The following is a 17,974-nucleotide window of genomic DNA, read 5'->3' as shown; positions in this document are numbered from 1 at the left end:
CCTCAGTTCGCCGCGGGAGTCACGGTGACCGAGCCGGTCCCGGCGTGCGCTTCGACGGTGTCGGCCGCCGACGGCGTGTTCGGGATCCGGAGGTCGACGCGGCCGGTCCGCGCCTCGGCGGTCACGCGGTAGGTGGACGGCGGCACGGTCACGGTGACCGAGCCGGTCTGCGCGGCCGCGTACACCGCGCCCGGCTTCGTCTGCGCGGTGCGCACGTCCCCGGTCCGCGCCTCGGCGCGCACGGTGCCGCTGACTCCGTGCACGTCGATCCCGCCGGTGGTGGTGCGCACGTCGGCCGAGGCCGCGCGGTCGAGCACCACGGACCCGGTGCCGACGTGGCCGGACACCGGCAGCGCGGCGGGCACCACCACGTCGTAGTTGACCGCGCAGCCGTCGCCGCAGCCGTTCAGCACCAGCGCGCCGCCCTCCACGTGGTGGGAGTCGCCGACGGGCTTGGTGCCGGAGAACTTCAGCTCGCGCCGGATCGAAACCGGCGCGCCGTCCTCGACGCGCACGTGCACTCCGCCGGTCGGCACGTCGAACTTCACCACGGAAACCGGTGCGGTGATCGGCTTTCCGTCACTCGCGGCCTCGGCTGGCCCCAGCCCGGTGCAGGCGGTGATCGCCAGCGCCACCGCGGCACCGAGCACGACGGCGCCCAGCACCCGCAGTTCTGTCTTTCCCATGGCGGTTTCTTCCCCCGATTGTCTGGTGTGGACGGTTCAAGCGGCTCAGGCGGCTTGCACGGTGACGTCGCCACTGCCGGTGTCGATGTCGAGCAGGTGCGTCCCGGACGCGCTCTGGCCGACGGAGATGTCCCGTTCGCCGCTGCCGGAATCGCCTTCGACGCGGTAGGTGTCCTGCGGGACGGTGAGCCTGACGTGGCCGCTGCCGGTGTGCGCGCGGATGTCCTGCGGGCTGGTGACCTTCAGGTCCACGTCACCGGACTGCGCCTCGGCGTCGATCTTCGCGCGCAGCCCGTCGCCGCGGACGTGCCCGGACTGGGCGCGCGCTCGCACCTCGCCGCCGATGTCGTGCACTTCGATGTCGCCGGAGCTGGTGCTGACCGTCGCCGGGCCCTCGACGCCCAGCACGGTGACCTGGCCGGAGCCCGAGGTGACGTCCGCGCTCGCGGCCCCCTGGATCTTCACGTCCCCCGAGCCGTTCTTCCCGGTCACCACGGTCCCCTTCGGCACCACGACGTCGTAGTCGACGGAGCAGTCGCTGCCGCAGTCGGCGAGCACCAGCGTGTCGCCCTCGACGCGGAAGGAGTTGCCCGGCTTGTCGCCCCAGTGGTAGTTGAACTCCTGCCGCACGGACGACTTCGCGTCGGCACCGGTCCTGATCTTGACCGAGCCGGAGCCGTTGTCGATGCGCACCGTCTTCACCGCCTCCGCGACCTCGGCGTCGGCGTGCGCCGAGGACGGCCACCACCAGCCGGTGGCCATGACCACACCGAGCCCGATCAGCGCGAGCCCCCCGAGTGCCAGTGCCGGCCGTACCATTGAGTCCTCCAGTCGCAGCTTTTCGACGTCGATGACGCTAAGGGGTCGAGGGCACCGGGGACATCGGGGCGATCCCCCGGATCGCCCCTGAGGCTGCCCCTACCTCCACCCCGGCGAACGCGGCACGACCGCACTAGAGTCGGCGGCGCAGCTTTCCCGAGAACATGGAGGATCGATGCCGCAGCCCCCCAACCCGTACGACTTCCTTCCCCCCGCGCCGGGCTTCACCCTGCGCAGCAACGACGTCGCGAACGGCGAACCGCTCGCCACCCCGCACCTCAGCGGCATCTTCGGCGCCGGTGGCGAAGACCGCTCGCCGCACCTTTCGTGGGAAGGCGCCCCGGAGGGGACGAAGAGCTTCGTCGTCACCTGCTACGACCCGGACGCCCCCACCGCGAGCGGGTTCTGGCACTGGGCCGTGCTCGACCTGCCCGCGTCGACGACCGAACTGCCCTCCGGCGCCGGCGATTCGAGCGGCTCCGGCCTGCCCGCCGGCGCGCGCACGCTGAAGAACGACGGCGGCGTGAAGCAGTTCCTCGGCGCCGCGCCGCCGCCGGGACACGGGCCGCACCGCTACATCTTCGCCGTGCACGCCCTCGACGTGGAATCGCTCACGGACTCCGTCGACGGGAACGCCACGCCCGCGTTCCTCGGCTTCAACATGTTCGGCCACACGCTGGGCCGCGCGACGATCACACCGACCCACGAGAACAAGGGCTGAGCACCCGGCCCGGACGGGCGCGGCATGGCCCCGGAACGCGTCCTTCGCGAGATGGCGTCCAGCGCGGTCATGGTGGCCAGCAGGGACTCGCGGCGAGACGGGCCACCGGCTCCGCCGGGCTGACAGGATGAGCGCATGACGATGAAGGATCTCGCGCGCGAGGAACGGGCGGATCTCGCCGCGTTCCTGGCGACGCTCACGCCAGAGCAGTGGGACCACGAAACCCTGTGCGAGGGCTGGCGCGTCCGCGATGTCGTCGCGCACATGACCAGCTACGAGGAACTCGGCTTCGGGGGCGTGCTCGCGACGCTCGTGAAGGGCCGGTTCCAGCCGGGCCGGATCAACGAGGTCGCGCTGGCCCGCTACCGCACGCGCACGCCGGAGGAACTGCTCGCGTTCCTCAACGCGCACCTGGAGCCGAAGGGGTTCAGCACGCTGTTCGGCGGCATGATCGGGCTCGTCGACGGGTTCATCCACCACCAGGACATCCGCCGCCCGCTCGGCCTGCCGAGGGAAATGCCGGAGGAGCGCTTGAAGACCGTGCTGTCGGCCGCGTTGAAGGCGCCGCCCGTCGGCGCGGGTCCCCGTGCGCGGGGACTGCACCTCGTCGCCATCGATGTGGACTGGACGAACGGGACCGGCCCGGAGGTCCGCGGCACCGGCGAGGCGATCCTGATGGCCATCGCGGGCAGGCGCGGTGCGGTGGAAGGGCTTTCCGGCCCCGGTCAGCCGACGCTCGCGAGCCGCATCGGCTGACCGGCGCGCGGTCAGCTCTGGTTCAGGTAGGTGAGCACGGCCAGCACGCGGCGGTTGCTGCTGTCGTCGTCGGTGATGCCGAGCTTGCCGAACATGGACGTCGTGTACTTGCTGACGGCGCTTTCGCTGAGGAACAGCCGCTGGCCGATGGCCTGGTTCGACAGGCCCTCGGCCATCAGGCCGAGCACCGAGTGCTCGCGTTCGGTGAGACCTTCGAGCCGCCGGTTCGAGGACCCGCTGGACAGCAGCTTGGTGATCACGGCCGGGTCCATCGCGGTGCCGCCACCGGCGACGCGGTGCAGTGCGTCGTCGAACTGGTCGGCGTCGAACACGCTCTCCTTGAGGAAGTAGCCGACCCCGCTCGCGCCGTCGGCCAGCAGTTCGCGGGCATAGAGCTGTTCGACGTGCTGGGACAGGATCAGGACCGGCAGCCCCGGCAGTTCGCGGCGGGCCGCGAGCGCCGCCTTCAGCCCCTCGTCCGACTGGTTCGGCGGCATCCGGACGTCGACCACGGACACGTCCGGGCGCCACTTCAGCAGCGCCTCGAGCGTCTCCGGGCCGGTGGCCGCCGTCGCCACCACCTCGTGCCCGTAGGCCTCGATGAGCCGGACCATCCCTTCGCGCAGCAGGTAGAGGTCCTCGGCTACCACGATTCGCATGGCACCATCATCCTCACCGTCGTCGGCCCGCCCCGCGGGCTGGTGATCTCGCAGGTGCCGTCGAACACCGCGAGGCGTCGGCGCAGGCCCGCGAGCCCGCCGCCGGGCCGCTCCTCGGCACCACCCCTGCCGTCGTCCTCGACCTCGACGACGACGCCGGTGTCGCGGCCGTCCCTGGCGATCGAAACCCGTGCCCTGCTCGCCCCGGCGTGCTTGGCCGCGTTGGTCACCAGCTCGGCGATTCCGAAGTAGACGGCCGCTTCGACCGGCGGATCGAGGCGCAGCTCCACCTCCGCGACGACCACTGTCTCAAGTGGACTGTCGAGGGCGAAGGCGCGAACGGCGTCGACGAGCCCGCGTTCGGTCAGCACCGGCGGGCTGATTCCCTTGACGAGTTCGCGAAGCTCCGCCATCGACGAAGCGGCGCCCGACCGCGCTTCGGCGAGCAGCGCCTTGGCCCGGTCCGGGTCGGTGTCCATCAGCTTTTCCACGGTGGCCAGCGAAATGCCGAGCGAAACCAGGCGGGCTTGCGCGCCGTCGTGCAGGTCCCGTTCGATCCGGCGGATCTCGGCCGCCTGCGCGATCGTGGTGTCCGCGCGCTGGGCCGTCAACTCGTCGACGCGGTCTTCCAGTTCCATCGCGGGGGAAGCGCGCAGGAAGCGGACGGCCACCGGCTCCAGGAGCCGCCATGCGTACGGCGCGCTCCCGGCGGCAACGACCAGTCCGAGGACTCCGAGCAGGGGCACCGGCCCGCTGAACCCGAGCACCGCCACCGCGACCCCGACGGGCGGGACGGCCGCGACCACGCCGACGGTGAGCGGGAGGATCGCCATGAAGCGCAGGTCGCGCCAGGTGGCGGGATCGGTCCGCCAGAGCCGCAGCCGCTGGTCCTGGCGGGCTTCGCGGCTGCTGCGCGAGTACGAAGAGCCGTTCCACCAGTACCCGGTCGACATCCGCACCACCGGCTCGGCCCGCCGGTACCCGGCGGGGATCGCGGTGGCCGTCCACTTCGCGACGAGGAAGCGGACCATCCGGCAGATCGGGCGGGCCAGCAGGATCGTGCCGAGCCATGCCCACACGAACGGCCCGATCCCCGCCCACGGGCTGCCCCACCAGATCGTCAGCGCCACGGCGCCCGCCCACACGGCGGGGACCAGCATGCCGACGACCGCCAGCACGCACGCCCGCCCGAACCCCACACAGGCACTCGACACCAGCTGTCGCATGGCCCTCCCTCCTCCGGCTTGGTGTGTCCACTGTGCACCGCGCGGCGCCGGAGCCACAGGGGTTCGCGCCAGGAGTAGGTCCAGCCACACCCACCCGTGCGCCCAGACCGGTACCGGGCGGCCCGCGCGCTCCCTAACTTCGTTACCACACCAAAGTGGAAGAAGGAAAAATGGAAACCAGCACCCAGTCCGCGCCGGTCGACACGCACCGGGTCTTCGGCACCGTGAAGAAGTCCGTCGCGGCCTACGGCGCGTTCAGCGCCGCCGTCCTCGCCGTGGTCGTCGTTCTTTCGGTCACCGGCCACGAGGTGACCTCGTTCATGTGGGGCCGGGGAGCCGGGATGTTCGCGAGCGCGGTGGTGACCTACTGGTTCACCGACCTCGCCGCGCGGGGAAAGCGGTGGGCCCATGTGCGCGTCCGCATCATCTCGGTGGTCGCGCCGATCGCGCTCGTCGCCGTCGACAGCATCCCGGGCGCGCTCCCGCTGTGGTTCGCCGTGCTGCAGATCGCGGGCGCCGTCGCACTGGTGCCCGCCGCCTTCCTCGTCAACGGGCCCGTGCTGCGGGCGGCCTTCCCGAAGTCACGCTGACCGTTGCCCGGCGAGCCAGGTCCGGACCCCACCGTCCAGCGCATCGGCGAATTCATCCATAGTGGACAGTGCGCGCCGGTCGGTGCCGTCCGGGCCGGTGCGGGTGAGCGCTTCGGGGAACGCGGTGCCGTGAAGGCTCCCTTCGCGGCGGGAAAGCCGTGGTCAGGCAAGCCTCGCGCGGGCGGCCTCGGTCCGCGGTGTGAAGAAGTTGACCAGGTTGCCGTCGGGGTCGCGGAACAGCAGCGAGCGGTTCCCCCACGGCATCGTGGTCGGCTTCTGCACGATCTCGGGGGCCAGGCTCGCCAGCCGCTCGTACTCGCGGTCGACGTCGTCCACGAGGAACTCGAGGATCGCGGTCCGGTTCGACCCCGGCACGGCGGCCCCGGCGCTGAACAGCGCCATCGTCTCGGCGCTGCCGATCGCCAGCGTGCACGACGCGCCGGCGAACTCGGCGAACCGCTCGGCGGGCCATCGCGCCTGGAGGCCGGTCGCCCGCTCGTAGAACTCGACGAGGCGGGCGATGTCGTCGGTGATGACGCGGACGGAAACGAACTGCATGGCGGATCCTTTCGACGGGGAGAGCGGTCCTGACCCGTCCTCCTGGGGACACCGGCCACGCTAGAAGCAATAGTGGACAGGATCCGCCCGGTATTGCGAAACTTCGCCGGTGACCCGGCCGATCGCGCGCGTACTCGCCCTGCTGGAGATCCTCCAGCGCGGCGGCACCCGGACCGTAGCCGAGCTCGCCGAGCGCCTCGACGTCGACGAGCGCACCGTCCGCCGCTACGTCGAGCACCTGCTCGACCTGGACGTCCCGGTCCGCTCGGTGCGCGGGCGGTACGGCGGGTACCGCCTGTCGCCCGGCTACCGGATGCCGCCGCTCATGCTCAGCGACGAAGAGGCGCTCGCCGTCCAGCTCGGCCTGGTCGCGGGCAGGCGCGCCGGGCTGATCACCACCTCCGCCGCGGCCGCCGAGAGCGCGGCCGCGAAGGTACGGCGGGTGCTGCCCGAGGCCGTCGGGCGACGGCTCGACGCGCTGCTGGAGATCGCCGACTTCACCGCGCCCGCGCGATCGGCGCTCACCGCCGAGGCCGAAGTGCTGCTCACGGTCGCGGAAGCGGCGCGGGATCGCCGCCAGGTCGAACTCGCCTACACCGCGGGGCACGGCGGCGCGAGCGAACGCGTCGTCCACCCGTACGGGGTCGTGGCGCATTCCGGGCGGTGGTACCTGACCGGCTTCGACTCCGCCAGCGGGCAGGTCCGCACGTTCCGCGTGGACCGGATCAAGACCGCCGAGGCGGGCGCCGGAACCTTCGACGTGCCAGCGGGCTTCGACCCGGCCCAGCACGTGCTGACCGCGATCGCCGAGGCGCCGCACCGGCACGAGGTGTCCGTGCGGATCCGCTCGACGCCGGAGCACGTCCGCTCCGTCTTCCCGCCCTCCATCGCGACCTTGGACGAGGACGCGCCCTGGGTGCGGGCCCGGATCAGGGCGCAGCGGCTCGACTGGATACCGCCGCTGCTCGCCGCGCTCGACCGGCCGTTCGTCCTCGAACGGCCCGAAGCACTCCGCGACCTCGTGCGCGCGTTGGCGGGCAGGCTCGCGGGCCACGCCGACGCGTGTCAGGAAGACTGACCAGTTTTTCGGATTCGGATGTTTGTCCGCGAGGGCAGTTTCGGCGGTGAGCGCGGGTAACCCGCCCTCTTCATCACCGATCATGTCGCGATGGAGGGCGGCTTCCGCACGACGGACCCCAGCCAAGAACCAGGAAAGGAGACGCCGCGGTGGACGATCGTCATGGGGAAGGTGGCGTGCTGGGGAACGAACCCGGCACCGAGCGGGCCGTGGCAGCGGCCGAACACCGCCTCGCTGTGCGGTTTCCGCCGAGTTTCCGCCACTTCCTGCTGACCAGCGACGGGTGCCCCGGCATCGGCGCGTGGACCGACGAGCTGTACTCGTGCGACCGCCTCGCCTGGTTCCGCGACACCGCCGCGGGCGAGACCTCGATCGCCGTCGCCGAGGTCTTCTACGGCGAGTCGGACCAGCACCCGGACGAGGGGGACTGGCATCCGCCCGCGATCTTCGAGCGGTCGCTGCTGGTGGCGGGCGGCCACGACTACTGGCTGCTCGATCCGGCCGACCCCGGCGCCGAGGGGGAGTGGATCGCCTGGCGGTACGAAGTGGACGACGGGGAGCTGACCCGGTTCACGAACTTCGCGGAACTGGTCGACTTCTGCCGGACCGAAGGCACCGACGACGAGTGATCCCTGAGCCCGCTCACCGCGCGGAGGTGACCGGAAGCTAGTCCTGCACGGTGGGGCGGATCGTGATGTCGCCTATTTCGACGTCACGCGGCTGCTCGATGGCGAACGCGATGGCGCTGGCGACGGCCGCGGGCGGGATGGCGAACGCCTCCATCGTGCGCTGGATCCCTTCGCGCACCACCGGATCGTCGATGGAGGACGCGAGCTCGGTGCCGACGAAACCGGGCGAGATCGACGTGGTGCGCAGTGTCCCGTCGGTGGATTCCTGGCGCAGCGCTTCGAGCAGCGTGCGCACCGCGTTCTTGGTTCCGGCGTAGACGGCCATCGTCGGCTTGATCTTGATGCCCGCCGTCGACAGCGTGGTCACGAAATGCCCTTCACCCTGCTCCCGGAACACCGGCAGCGCCGCGGCGATCCCGTGGAGCACGCCGCGGAGGTTCACGTCGATCATGGCGGACCAGCCGTCGACGTCGAGGTCGGCGACGGGGCTGATCCTGCTGATGCCCGCGTTGCCGACCAGCACGTCGAGCCTGCCGAAATCGGCGACGGCGCGTTCGACGAGCCGGTCCAGGTCCGCCCGCCGGGTGACGTCCATCCGGCAGGCGACCGCGCGGCCACCCTGCTCGCGGATGTCGGCGGCGAGCCGTTCGAGGCGTTCGGTGCGGCGCGCGCCGAGGACGACGGCGGCGCCGCGTTCGGCGAGCAGGCGCGCGGTGGCCTCGCCGATGCCGCTGCTCGCCCCGGTGATGGCGACGACCTTGCCGTCGACTGCTGACATGGGAACCCTCCGCGATAGAGTGGACACGTGTCCGGTTAACCCGTGAAACCGTACCGGACACGTGTCCGCTTAGGCAAAGGGAGGGTTGATGAACGCGACCCGTCGGCGCGCCGACGCGACGGAGAACCGCGCGCGCATCATCGAGGTCGCGCGCACCGTCATCGCGCGCTCCGGCGAGGTGAAGCTGAACGCGATCGCCAAGGAGGCGGGCGTCGGGCAGGGCACCCTGTACCGCCACTTCCCGACGCGGGAGGCGCTTTTCGCCGAGGTGTACGCCTACGACGTCGACGAGCTCGTCGCGGCGGCGCCCGCACTGCTGACCGAGCACGAACCGCTCGCCGCCTTGCGCCTGTGGTTCGACCGGGTGATCGACTACGCGCGGGTCAAGCGCGGCGTGTTCGCCGCGGTCGAGGCGGGCGTCCAGCGTGATCTGGTAGCGCACAGCCACGGTCCGATCGGCGACGCACTGACCGCGCTGCTCGTCGCGGGCAAGGCCGATGGCACGATCCGTCCGGATGTCGACGCGCGCGATGTCATCCTGCTCACCGGCTACCTTTCCCGGCTCGACGAGGCCGAGTGGGACACCCGCGCGCGGCACCTGCTGGAACTCGTCGTGGACGGCCTGCGTCGCCGGGACTAGCCACCCGGCCCAGCTCGCGCCGGGAATGAATCGGTCGCCGCGCTTCCGGTGGTACCCCCGTGCACCACAAGCCCCCAACCCGACGGCACTCGTCCCCACCTGACGGTCCCGCAGGGCCAGCCCCCGCTCACCACGGTGCTGACCGGCCACGAAGACCGCGGGTGGCAACGCACCGCCGTTCACCGGCCAGGGCCCGCACCCGATCACGGTGATCGACCTGGACAGGGCTGTCGGTTCGAACGGCACTTCGGGCGCGCGGGAGGTGTGGACGTCGACTCGACCGAGGTGCAGCTGATCGCCTGAAGGACGTCACCCCCAGGCTGCTCCGCGGCCTCGACATCGCGGGCGTCCGCGACCCGCTCCGCCCGTTGATCGAAGAGTCCAGTTAGGACAGTCAGCAGAATCCGGTCGGTTTTTCGGTGTAGGTGCGGCCGTCGGGGGTGGTGACGGTGATGGTGCCGTCGTCGTCGGTGTGGAATTCCCAGCCGGGTTCGTCGCACAGGCCGTGATGCACGCGGCAGAAGGGCCGGAAGTTGATTTTGTCGGTGCCGCCGCCTTCGCTCCAGGGCTGGATGTGGTCGAGGTCGCTGTACTGGGCGGGCCGGAAACAGCCCGGCAGGTAGCAGGTGCGGTGCAAGACCTGGACGTACCTGCGCATCTTTTTCGACGGCCGGTAGCTTTTGCGGCCCATGTCGATCGGTAGCCCGGTCATTGGCTCGGACACGATCCGGTTCCACACCGAGTTCGGGTCGAAGGCGATCTCGCGGGCCATCTCGGGTGAGATCTCGCCGCATCCGGCCAGTTCGGCGGGGTTGTTCCGCAGGCCCGTCAGGGTCGGCAGGTCGATGTAGACGAAGACCTGCGCCGTCGGCTTACCTCCGCACTCCCCGCCCAGGCACAGTTCCACGAGGCCATCGGCTCTGAGCTGGTCCGTGGTGCGCATGTCGCCTTGGCGCTTCTTGTCCAACGCGTACCGGTCACACAGGGCGTAGATCGCCTGTGCCCGATCCGAGGGCAACTCCGCGAACAACGTCGAGGACCCGTGATCCCCGTGCCGGATCTCCACCATCCGCGCCGCCGTCTTCGCTCGCCGCCGCTGCTCGTACTCCTCGGGGTCGACCCGCATCAGCAGCGAGTTGGCCATCCGTCGTAACGAGCCCGGATTCTTGTTCTCGAACGTCAACCGCGAGTCCACCTCAGCCGCGACCTCCCGGGACGCACACGCGGTAGCCTCAAACACCTTCGATGCCATGCCCTCATCGATGAGCCCGTTCTCCAACGCCTCCAGGGTGCGCGGGAGGTAGGAGGTCACCGCGTCAGCGAGCGCCGCTTTCTTCTCCGCCCCGGCTTGGGTGCAGTTGCACGACAACGCCACCCACGCCAGCACCGATCTTCGCGACCACACCCCACTCATCTGCGCGATTTGCCGCAACAACATCGCCTGCCCAAACCGGAACCATCTCTTCCAATGCTCCGCAGAATCAGAAATAACCCGACCGTCAGAAATCTCCAGTACATCCACGCCACAATTCTACCAATCAACCATTAACCCGATCAGGTACAACAAAGATGACTACCTGCCACAACGCGCCCACAACAACACCGCAAGCCAACAAAAATCCGGGACCAACAATGCGTCGGGGACGGCACACCAAGGCGACCAAGGGTTTTCGTTCCGTTGGCAATCACCGCGCCCCCCAAACACGTCACCGCCGAGAAGGCCGCTCCAGATAAGTACCATCCGGCACCCCAAACCCGAACTGCGCGTACAACCCGTGCGCATCGTTCGTGTGCAACATCCACCGCATCCTCGCCCCGGCCCCGTTTTCGACCATCTCGTGCACGAGCGCCTTCCCCAACCCGTTCCCGCGAGCCGCGTCGAGCACGAAGACATCGGCGAGATAGGCGATGCTGACCCCGTCGGAGATCGCGCGCGCATAACCGACCATGCGGCCAGAATCCTTTTCGTACACGCCGAGGATCCGCCACGCCGCCGCGAGCTGCGCCTCCACATCGGAGCGTTCGCGCCAGCGCGCCCAGTACGCCTCGGTGGACATGAAGTCCCACACCACGTCGGTGTCCACCCGGGTACGGTCGTCGTCGAGTTCGTAGTCGCCCTTGGTCGTGATCATGCCCGTGAAACTAGCGCACGGGTGGCGCGAATCTGTACCAGTTTCCGAGGACCAGCCCCGAAAACTGCCGGACCCCGGTGACAGAACGAGGTCATGGCGACACCCATCGCATCACCCCGCGCGGCTTTCCTTGTGGGAGAAGGGAACCAGACTCCCCAAGGTGAAGGAGGCCGCCCGAAGCCCAATCCGCGGCACCAAAGCCCGCACCTCCGGCACCGTCCGAACCTCCACCCGATCCTGGGCCGCCTTCACTCAGCGTCTCGGATCTCAGACGGATTCCGGTCCCGCCCACTAGGCCATCCAGGTCCCCCTGCCGTTAAGTGCCTCCAAGCACGATCACAGGAGGTCACATGGCAGCCGCGACCCTTGAACGGCGGTCGATCGACCCGGTCCCGGAATCCGAGCGGCACGGCCATCCCCGCAGCCTCTTCACGCTCTGGTTCGCGGCGAACACGCAGATCACCTCCGCCGTCACCGGGGCGCTGACCGTGCTGGTCGGCGTGCATCCGCTGTGGGCGATCGTCGCGGTCGTGCTCGGGAACGCGCTCGGTGGCATTCCGATGGCACTGCACGCCGCGCAGGGGCCGAAGCTCGGCATCCCGCAGATGATCCAGTCGCGGGCGCAGTTCGGGGTGTACGGCGCGGTGCTGCCGCTGGTGCTCGTCGTGGTGATGTACCTCGGCTACTTCGCCAGCGGCAACGTGCTCGGCGGCCAGGCCGTCGCGCAGATCACGCACCTGCCCGCGGACGCCGCGATCGCCGTGTACGCCGTCGCTTCCGCCCTCATCGCGATCGTCGGGTACCGGCTGATCCACCGGTTCGGCTGGGTCGCGTCCGCGCTTTCCGTCGTCGTCTTCGCGTACCTCACGATCCGGCTGGTCAGCGGGCACGACCTCGGTGCCGTGCTCGCCGCGCCGCACCTGGACTTCCCCAAGTTCCTCCTCGCGCTCTCGCTCACCGCGTCCTGGCAGCTGACCTTCGGCCCGTACGTCGCCGACACCTCGCGCTACCTGCCGTCGGCGACCTCGGTGCGCTCGACCTTCTGGTGGACCTACGGCGGCACCGTGCTGGGCGCGGTGTGGGCGATGTCGTTCGGCGCGCTGGCCTACGCGATCGCCGGGAAGGCGTTCAAGGGCCACGAAGTCGCCTACGTGGTCGGCCTCGGTGGCGAGGCCTTGCTGATCCCGCTGCTGTTCGCGGTCGCGATCGGGAAGTTCACCGTGAACGTGCTCAACATCTACGGCGGGTACATGACCGTCGCGACCGCGCTGACCGCGTTCAGCCGCCGCGCCGCGCTTTCGCAGGCCGCGCGCGTCACCTACATCGCGGCCGTCGGCGTGCTCGGCGGCGTGCTCGCGATACTCGGACGGGGCGAGTTCCTCTCGAACTTCGTCCTCTTCCTGGACTTCCTGCTGTACTTCCTGACCCCGTGGAGTTCGATCAACCTGGTCGACTTCTACCTGGTGCGCAAGGAAACCTACGACCTCGACGCGGTGTACGACCCGAACGGCCGCTACGGGCGCTGGTCGGCTCGCGCGCTGATCGCATACGTACTCGGCATCGCGATCCAGATCCCGTTCGCCAACGTCGACGGCATCTTCGTCGGCCCGATGGCCCCGGTCCTCGGCGGCGCCGACATCTCGTGGCTGCTCGGCCTCCTCGTCCCCGGCGCGCTCTACGCGGCGCTCATGCGCCGCGAAGGTGGCCACACTCGATTAGTGAAGTGATTGCACTTTTTTAGTGATTCTGCTTTTCTGGACGTGTCACCACGGACGAGAGGAGCAGCCATGAACTCACGAATCAGCATCATCGGCGCGGGTCCCGGCGGCCTCACCGGCGCCCGCATCCTGCAGAAGCACGGCATCCCCGTGACGGTCTACGACCGCGACCCGCACCCGAAGGCCCGCAACCAGGGCGGCACCCTCGACCTGCACGCCGACGACGGGCAACTCGCCCTGCGCGAGGCGGGCCTGCTCGACGAGTTCTTCAGACGGTCGCGCCCGGAGGGGCAGGAGATGCGCGCGCTCGATCCGGCCGGCCGCCTCGTCGGCCACCACGTGCCCGACGAGGGCGAGCTCTTCAAACCGGAGATCGACCGCGGCCAGTTGCGCGACCTGCTGCTCGGCTCGCTGGAGCCGGGGACCGTGCGGTGGGGCCGCGCCCTCGAACGGGTCAGCGGCCCGGACGACGGGCCGCGGCAACTGCACTTCACCGACGGCACCACCGTCGAGACGGACCTGGTCATCGGTGCCGACGGCGCCTCGTCCCGCGTACGCGCGGCGGTGTCGCCCGCCGTACCGCAGTACAGCGGGATCAGCCTCCTGGAAGCCTGGTTCGAGGACGTCGAGAACGCGCACCCCGACGTCGCCGAGCTCGTCGGCCAGGGCAGCGCCACCGCCGCCGACGGCGACCGTGCCTTGTTCGCCCAGCGCAACAGCGGCGACCACATCCGCGTCTACATCATCCAGCGCCTGCCAGCCGACTGGATCGCCGCGAACAACCTGAGCGACACCGCCAAGATCCGCGCGCGGCTGCTCGACGTCTTCGACGGCTGGGCGCCGTCGTTGCTCCGGATGATCACCGGCAACGACGGGCCGTACGTCGATCGCCCGCTGTTCGTGCTGCCGGTCCCGCACACCTGGGCGCGCTCGAAGACCGTCACCCTGCTCGGTGATGCCGCCCACCTCATGCCGCCGCTCGGCGTCGGCGTCAACCTGGCCATGCTCGATGCCTGCGAACTCGCCCTCGCGCTGGCCGGTTCCGCCACGATCGAAGACGCCATCGAGCACTACGAAACGACCATGCTCCCGCGGTCCATCGAAACGGCCCGCGCCCTCGAAAACGGCGCCGAGGGTCTGCTCGAACGCCACGACAGTGACGAACTGGCCCGATTCGGCGCACCCGAGCACTGACCCGCCCCGAGCCCGTGATGCCACGGCCCTCGTGCACCGCGCCGCCGACGCTCGCGAAGGGAGCGGCCCTCGCAGCGCGCGGCGTTGGCGATCCTCATGCCCCGAAGGTGACCTTCGCGGCATCAGATTCCCCGAAGGCGACCTTCAGGGCAGCACAGTGCTCCTTCGGGGCAGCGCAGTGCTTCAGGGCAGCGCAGTGCTCAGAGCAGCACAGTGCTCAGAGCAGCACAGTGGGAGACGGATCGGCGACGACCGCCGCGCATGCGCTGAAGGGGCCCCTGGGTGAATGTGATGCCGTGAAGGCGCCCCTTCGGGGCATCAGCATCACCATGCCGCGCGCTGCGAGGGACGAGGGGCGAGATTGTGGCGTCAGATTCCCCGAAGGACCCCTTCAGGGACGAAAAGCGCCCCCTATAAGGAAAAGCATAGGTCAGCGGGGTTTCAGGAGGTAGTCCACGACGGGGCGGAGTTCCTCGGCCGACGGGGGTTCGTCGTCGATCAGGCCCTGGATGAGCAGGCCGTCGATACCGGCGAGGAAGACCCGGAACGCTACTTCGTCGTCGTGGCGCACCATCGACGTCAGCACGTCCAGCCACCGCCGCGCGGCGGGCCGCAGTTCCGGGCGGCGCGCGGCGAGCAGGTACAGCTCGTACTCCGCCATCGTCCGGCCCCGCCGCGGCCCCAGCGCTTCGGCGAGCAGCCCGGCGACCTCTTCGGCGCCGCGGCTGCCGCGGGAGCGCGCGCGGTCGATCATCCAGTAGACCTCGGTCGCCATGTCCCGCGCGCACGAAATGAGCGTCGCGATCAGCAGGTCGTCCAACGAGGAAAAGTGGTAGGTGGTCGACGTGGTCGGCACCCCGGCCTCGACGGCGACCGTCCGGTGCGTCACGCCCGCGACGCCATCGCGTTCGATCACGCGCAGGGCCGCGTCGATGATCTCCGCGCGCCGCTTCTCGCCGCGCGCCTTCCGCCCGTCCGGCTGCGGTTTCACCCGTGCGCACCGCCGAGTTCGATGAGCAGCACGCCCGCCATCACGAGCACCATCCCGCCGATCATCGTCGGCGTGAGCCGTTCGTGCAGGAACACCGCGCCGACGATGGCGACCAGCGCGACCCCGGCGGCGGCCCAGATCCCGTACGCCACGCCGATCGGCAGGCCGAGCTTCAGCACCTGCGAGAGCATGAAGAACGCGACGCCGTAGCCGACCACGACGAGCACCGACGGGCCCAGTTTCGAGAAGCCCTCGGAGAGTTTCAGTGAAATCGTGGCGGTGACCTCGGCCACCACGGCCACGCCCAGCAACAGGTAAGCGAGCATGCCCCAAAACTACCTGAACGATCGTCCCATTAGAAAGAGAGTCCTGTGCCACATCAGGGGGACTTAGGGTCCGCTGATCGGTTACTCATCAGTAAGAAGAGTTAAGCTCCGCGCTACCCACCACATCCGGACGAAAGGCACCCGATCATGGGCGCTGTACAGCTGACGCTAGGCGGGCTCTCGGTCCTGCTCGGCATCGTCGCCTGGGGCATGTTCGCGGCGACGATCGCGCGCTTCGTGCGCATCATCCGCCTCGGCCAGCCGGACGGGACCCGCAACGGCCCGTTCATGGCGAGACTCGGCACGCTCGTCAAGGAGTTCGCCGCGCACACCCGGATGAACCGGAAGCGCTCCGTCGGCCCCGCGCACTGGCTCGTGATGTGGGGCTTCCTGATCGGCTCGCTCGCCCTGTTCGAGGCCTACGGCGAGGTCTTCGTGCCGGAGTGGGGCTGGCCGATCCTCGACGACTGGTCGCTGTTCAGCCTGCTGATGGAGCTGCTCGGGGTCGGCACCATCGTCGGCATCCTGGTACTGATCGGCGTCCGCCAGCGCAACCACCCGCGCCGCGCCGATCGCCAGAGCCGGTTCCAGGGCTCGAACTTCAAGTGGGCCTACTTCATCGAGGCCGTGGTGCTGATCGAGGGCATCGGCATCATCGGCGTCCGCGCCGCGAAGGCCGCGCTGCACGCCCACGAGACGCCCACCTGGGCCGCGTTCGTCTCGAACCCCATCGGCGAGCTGCTGCCCGCCAGCCCGGACCTCGTCTCCGTGTTCGCGTTCATCAAGCTGATGAGCGCCACCGTCTGGCTGATCGTGATCGCCAGGACGATGACCATGGGCATCGCGTGGCACCGGTTCAGCGCGTTCTTCAACATCTACTTCAAGCGCGAGGCCGACGGCGGCGTGGCACTCGGCGCGGTCAAGCCGATGATGAGCGAGGGCAAGCCGCTCGACTTCGAAGAGGCCGACCCCGAAAAGGACGTGTTCGGCGCCGGGAAGATCGAGGACTTCAGCTGGAAGGGCTGGCTCGACTTCAGCACCTGCACCGAATGCGGCCGCTGCCAGGAGCAGTGCCCCGCGTGGAACACCGGGAAACCGCTCTCGCCGAAGCTCGTCATCACGCAGCTTCGCGATCACGCCTACGCGAAGGCGCCGTATCTGCTCGCGGGCGGCAAAAAGGACATGGCCGGGGACGAAATCGGCCTCAAGGGTGAAACCGAGGAGGAGCGGCACGCCGGGATCGACGTGCTCGCGCTCGCCGAGGCGGAGCGCCCGCTGATCGGCGACGCCGGCGAGCTCGGCGTCATCGACCCCGAGGTGCTGTGGTCGTGCACGAGCTGCGGCGCCTGCGTCGAGCAGTGCCCCGTCGACATCGAGCACGTCGACCACATCATCGACATGCGCCGCTACCAGGTGATGATCGAGTCGAACTTCCCGTCCGAGCTGAACGGGATGTTCAAGAACCTGGAGAACAAGGGCAACCCGTGGGGCCAGAACGCCAAGGACCGGATGGCCTGGGCCGAGGACCTCGACTTCGAGGTGCCGGTCTACGGCGTTACATCCGACGATCTCGGCGAGGCCGAGTACCTGTTCTGGGTCGGCTGCGCCGGCGCCTTCGAGGACCGCGCGAAGAAGACCACGCGGGCCGTCGCGGAGTTGCTGCACATCGCGGGCGTCGAGTACCGGGTGCTCGGGCCGGAGGAGTCCTGCACCGGTGACCCGGCGCGGCGCGCGGGCAACGAGTTCCTGTTCCAGATGCTCGCGCAGCAGAACGTCGAGGTGCTGAACTCGGTGTTCGAGGGCCGCGACCCGCTGCAGCGCAAGATCGTGGTGACCTGCGCGCACTGCTTCAACTCGCTCGCCAACGAATACCCGGAGCTGGGCGGCCAGTTCGACGTCGTGCACCACACGCAGCTGCTCAACCGCCTGGTGCGCGAGAAGCGGCTCACCCCGGTGGCCCCGGTCGCCGAGGACGTCACCTACCACGACCCGTGCTACCTGGGCCGCCACAACAAGGTCTACGACGCACCGCGCGAACTGGTCGGCGCGGCGGGCGCACAGCTTCGGGAAATGCCGCGGCACGGCGACAAGTCGATGTGCTGCGGCGCCGGTGGCGCGCGCATGTGGATGGAAGAAAAGATCGGGAAAAGGATCAACATCGAGCGCGTCGACGAAGCGCTCGGCACCGCGCCGTCGAAGATCGCGACCGGCTGCCCGTTCTGCCGCGTGATGCTCAACGACGGATTGACCGCGCGCCAGAACGACGGCAAGGCGGCCGAATCGGTCGAGATCGTGGACGTCGCGCAGCTCCTGCTGACCGCCGTGAAGCGCAATCCCGCCCCCGAAACGGGCGCCGACGCGGAGGCCGACGGCAAGGCCGACGAATCGACCGAAAAGGTGACCACCGGAACGCCGCTTTCCGAAGAAGACAAATAACACCACCCGAAAAGACGCTTCCCCGCATAAATTTTTT

Annotated in this window: 19 protein-coding genes; 9 read left to right on the top strand and 10 right to left on the bottom strand. The window is 69.5% G+C overall.

What is annotated here, in order from left to right:
- Positions 1 to 2 precede the first annotated feature (2 nt).
- On the bottom strand, positions 3 to 686 hold the full coding sequence (locus ABD256_RS32410; protein WP_344427779.1) for a DUF4097 family beta strand repeat-containing protein: 684 nt from the start codon (positions 684 to 686) through the stop codon (positions 3 to 5).
- A 45-nt stretch (positions 687 to 731) separates the two neighbouring features.
- Positions 732 to 1,505, bottom strand: a complete 774-nt coding sequence (locus ABD256_RS32405) for a DUF4097 family beta strand repeat-containing protein (RefSeq protein WP_344427776.1) — start codon at positions 1,503 to 1,505, stop codon at positions 732 to 734.
- Positions 1,506 to 1,680: 175 nt separating this feature from the next.
- Between ABD256_RS32405 and ABD256_RS32400 the strand changes: the two genes are divergently transcribed.
- Together ABD256_RS32400 and ABD256_RS32395 are read left to right on the top strand one after the other, a co-directional pair.
- Positions 1,681 to 2,226, top strand: coding sequence for a YbhB/YbcL family Raf kinase inhibitor-like protein (locus tag ABD256_RS32400; protein ID WP_344427773.1), 546 nt, complete (start codon positions 1,681 to 1,683; stop codon positions 2,224 to 2,226).
- A 135-nt stretch (positions 2,227 to 2,361) separates the two neighbouring features.
- A complete protein-coding gene (locus tag ABD256_RS32395; RefSeq protein WP_344427770.1) occupies positions 2,362 to 2,982 on the top strand; it encodes a maleylpyruvate isomerase family mycothiol-dependent enzyme in 621 nt (206 codons plus the stop codon).
- A gap of 11 nt (positions 2,983 to 2,993) precedes the next feature.
- Here ABD256_RS32395 and ABD256_RS32390 read toward each other — a convergent pair whose 3' ends face one another.
- A complete protein-coding gene (locus ABD256_RS32390) occupies positions 2,994 to 3,641 on the bottom strand; it encodes a response regulator transcription factor (RefSeq protein WP_344427767.1) in 648 nt (215 codons plus the stop codon).
- A complete protein-coding gene (locus ABD256_RS32385; protein WP_344427764.1) occupies positions 3,626 to 4,867 on the bottom strand; it encodes a sensor histidine kinase in 1,242 nt (413 codons plus the stop codon). The genes ABD256_RS32390 and ABD256_RS32385 overlap by 16 nt, the downstream gene beginning before the upstream one ends.
- Before the next feature lie 170 nt (positions 4,868 to 5,037).
- Here ABD256_RS32385 and ABD256_RS32380 point away from each other — a divergent pair, with 170 nt between their 5' ends.
- Positions 5,038 to 5,457 carry a hypothetical protein gene (locus ABD256_RS32380; RefSeq protein ID WP_344427761.1) on the top strand — a complete coding sequence of 140 codons (420 nt, stop codon included), beginning with the start codon at positions 5,038 to 5,040 and terminating at the stop codon, positions 5,455 to 5,457.
- Between the two features lie 162 nt (positions 5,458 to 5,619).
- Here the strand turns inward: ABD256_RS32380 and ABD256_RS32375 are convergent, their stop codons facing one another.
- Positions 5,620 to 6,015, bottom strand: a complete 396-nt coding sequence (locus ABD256_RS32375; protein WP_344427759.1) for a VOC family protein — start codon at positions 6,013 to 6,015, stop codon at positions 5,620 to 5,622.
- 109 nt (positions 6,016 to 6,124) lie between these two features.
- On the opposite strand from ABD256_RS32375, the gene ABD256_RS32370 reads away from it, so the two are divergent.
- Together ABD256_RS32370 and ABD256_RS32365 are read left to right on the top strand one after the other, a co-directional pair.
- A complete protein-coding gene (locus ABD256_RS32370) occupies positions 6,125 to 7,093 on the top strand; it encodes a helix-turn-helix transcriptional regulator (RefSeq protein ID WP_344427756.1) in 969 nt (322 codons plus the stop codon).
- Between the two features lie 149 nt (positions 7,094 to 7,242).
- Complete coding sequence (locus ABD256_RS32365) at positions 7,243 to 7,722, top strand: SMI1/KNR4 family protein (RefSeq protein WP_344427752.1); 480 nt, start codon at positions 7,243 to 7,245, stop codon at positions 7,720 to 7,722.
- Between the two features lie 37 nt (positions 7,723 to 7,759).
- Here ABD256_RS32365 and ABD256_RS32360 read toward each other — a convergent pair whose 3' ends face one another.
- A complete protein-coding gene (locus ABD256_RS32360; protein WP_344427749.1) occupies positions 7,760 to 8,500 on the bottom strand; it encodes an SDR family oxidoreductase in 741 nt (246 codons plus the stop codon).
- 88 nt (positions 8,501 to 8,588) lie between these two features.
- Here ABD256_RS32360 and ABD256_RS32355 point away from each other — a divergent pair, with 88 nt between their 5' ends.
- Entirely contained in the window at positions 8,589 to 9,140 is a 552-nt protein-coding gene (locus tag ABD256_RS32355; protein ID WP_344427746.1) for a TetR/AcrR family transcriptional regulator, read from the top strand.
- Positions 9,141 to 9,534: 394 nt separating this feature from the next.
- On the opposite strand, the gene ABD256_RS32350 is transcribed toward ABD256_RS32355, so the two are convergent.
- Both ABD256_RS32350 and ABD256_RS32345 read right to left on the bottom strand, forming a co-directional pair.
- Entirely contained in the window at positions 9,535 to 10,554 is a 1,020-nt protein-coding gene (locus ABD256_RS32350; RefSeq protein WP_344427743.1) for an HNH endonuclease signature motif containing protein, read from the bottom strand.
- A 292-nt stretch (positions 10,555 to 10,846) separates the two neighbouring features.
- Positions 10,847 to 11,272: a GNAT family N-acetyltransferase gene (locus ABD256_RS32345; RefSeq protein WP_425546559.1), complete on the bottom strand. Its 426-nt coding sequence runs from the start codon at positions 11,270 to 11,272 to the stop codon at positions 10,847 to 10,849.
- A gap of 350 nt (positions 11,273 to 11,622) precedes the next feature.
- Here ABD256_RS32345 and ABD256_RS32340 point away from each other — a divergent pair, with 350 nt between their 5' ends.
- Together ABD256_RS32340 and ABD256_RS32335 are read left to right on the top strand one after the other, a co-directional pair.
- On the top strand, positions 11,623 to 12,999 hold the full coding sequence (locus tag ABD256_RS32340) for a purine-cytosine permease family protein (RefSeq protein ID WP_344427740.1): 1,377 nt from the start codon (positions 11,623 to 11,625) through the stop codon (positions 12,997 to 12,999).
- Between the two features lie 60 nt (positions 13,000 to 13,059).
- Complete coding sequence (locus ABD256_RS32335; RefSeq protein ID WP_344427738.1) at positions 13,060 to 14,184, top strand: FAD-dependent oxidoreductase; 1,125 nt, start codon at positions 13,060 to 13,062, stop codon at positions 14,182 to 14,184.
- A gap of 430 nt (positions 14,185 to 14,614) precedes the next feature.
- Here the strand turns inward: ABD256_RS32335 and ABD256_RS32330 are convergent, their stop codons facing one another.
- Both ABD256_RS32330 and ABD256_RS32325 read right to left on the bottom strand, forming a co-directional pair.
- A complete protein-coding gene (locus ABD256_RS32330; RefSeq protein WP_344427736.1) occupies positions 14,615 to 15,175 on the bottom strand; it encodes a TetR/AcrR family transcriptional regulator in 561 nt (186 codons plus the stop codon).
- Positions 15,172 to 15,501, bottom strand: a complete 330-nt coding sequence (locus ABD256_RS32325; protein ID WP_344427733.1) for a DMT family transporter — start codon at positions 15,499 to 15,501, stop codon at positions 15,172 to 15,174. Before ABD256_RS32325 ends, ABD256_RS32330 begins: the two co-directional genes overlap by 4 nt.
- A gap of 147 nt (positions 15,502 to 15,648) precedes the next feature.
- On the opposite strand from ABD256_RS32325, the gene ABD256_RS32320 reads away from it, so the two are divergent.
- Positions 15,649 to 17,937 (top strand): (Fe-S)-binding protein, encoded by a 2,289-nt coding sequence (locus ABD256_RS32320; RefSeq protein WP_344427730.1) that lies wholly within the window; start codon positions 15,649 to 15,651, stop codon positions 17,935 to 17,937.
- The last annotated feature ends 37 nt before the right edge of the window (positions 17,938 to 17,974 follow it).

It is taken from the genome of Amycolatopsis minnesotensis (assembly GCF_039529815.1).
GTDB classification, from domain to species: domain Bacteria; phylum Actinomycetota; class Actinomycetes; order Mycobacteriales; family Pseudonocardiaceae; genus Amycolatopsis; species Amycolatopsis minnesotensis.
The sequence above is the reverse complement of the archived record's forward strand: the minus strand, read 5'-3'. Positions and strand labels throughout refer to the sequence as shown.

What these genes read in the sequence shown, in the direction of transcription:
- ABD256_RS32410 (WP_344427779.1), bottom strand. Translation starts at nt 686, where the DNA reads ATGGGAAAGACAGAACTGCGGGTGCTGGGCGCCGTCGTGCTCGGTGCC.
- ABD256_RS32405 (WP_344427776.1), bottom strand. Translation starts at nt 1,505, where the DNA reads ATGGTACGGCCGGCACTGGCACTCGGGGGGCTCGCGCTGATCGGGCTC.
- ABD256_RS32400 (WP_344427773.1), top strand. Translation starts at nt 1,681, where the DNA reads ATGCCGCAGCCCCCCAACCCGTACGACTTCCTTCCCCCCGCGCCGGGC.
- ABD256_RS32395 (WP_344427770.1), top strand. Translation starts at nt 2,362, where the DNA reads ATGACGATGAAGGATCTCGCGCGCGAGGAACGGGCGGATCTCGCCGCG.
- ABD256_RS32390 (WP_344427767.1), bottom strand. Translation starts at nt 3,641, where the DNA reads ATGCGAATCGTGGTAGCCGAGGACCTCTACCTGCTGCGCGAAGGGATG.
- ABD256_RS32385 (WP_344427764.1), bottom strand. Translation starts at nt 4,867, where the DNA reads ATGCGACAGCTGGTGTCGAGTGCCTGTGTGGGGTTCGGGCGGGCGTGC.
- ABD256_RS32380 (WP_344427761.1), top strand. Translation starts at nt 5,038, where the DNA reads ATGGAAACCAGCACCCAGTCCGCGCCGGTCGACACGCACCGGGTCTTC.
- ABD256_RS32375 (WP_344427759.1), bottom strand. Translation starts at nt 6,015, where the DNA reads ATGCAGTTCGTTTCCGTCCGCGTCATCACCGACGACATCGCCCGCCTC.
- ABD256_RS32360 (WP_344427749.1), bottom strand. Translation starts at nt 8,500, where the DNA reads ATGTCAGCAGTCGACGGCAAGGTCGTCGCCATCACCGGGGCGAGCAGC.
- ABD256_RS32355 (WP_344427746.1), top strand. Translation starts at nt 8,589, where the DNA reads ATGAACGCGACCCGTCGGCGCGCCGACGCGACGGAGAACCGCGCGCGC.
- ABD256_RS32350 (WP_344427743.1), bottom strand. Translation starts at nt 10,554, where the DNA reads ATGAGTGGGGTGTGGTCGCGAAGATCGGTGCTGGCGTGGGTGGCGTTG.
- ABD256_RS32345 (WP_425546559.1), bottom strand. Translation starts at nt 11,272, where the DNA reads ATGATCACGACCAAGGGCGACTACGAACTCGACGACGACCGTACCCGG.
- ABD256_RS32340 (WP_344427740.1), top strand. Translation starts at nt 11,623, where the DNA reads ATGGCAGCCGCGACCCTTGAACGGCGGTCGATCGACCCGGTCCCGGAA.
- ABD256_RS32335 (WP_344427738.1), top strand. Translation starts at nt 13,060, where the DNA reads ATGAACTCACGAATCAGCATCATCGGCGCGGGTCCCGGCGGCCTCACC.
- ABD256_RS32325 (WP_344427733.1), bottom strand. Translation starts at nt 15,501, where the DNA reads ATGCTCGCTTACCTGTTGCTGGGCGTGGCCGTGGTGGCCGAGGTCACC.
- ABD256_RS32320 (WP_344427730.1), top strand. Translation starts at nt 15,649, where the DNA reads ATGGGCGCTGTACAGCTGACGCTAGGCGGGCTCTCGGTCCTGCTCGGC.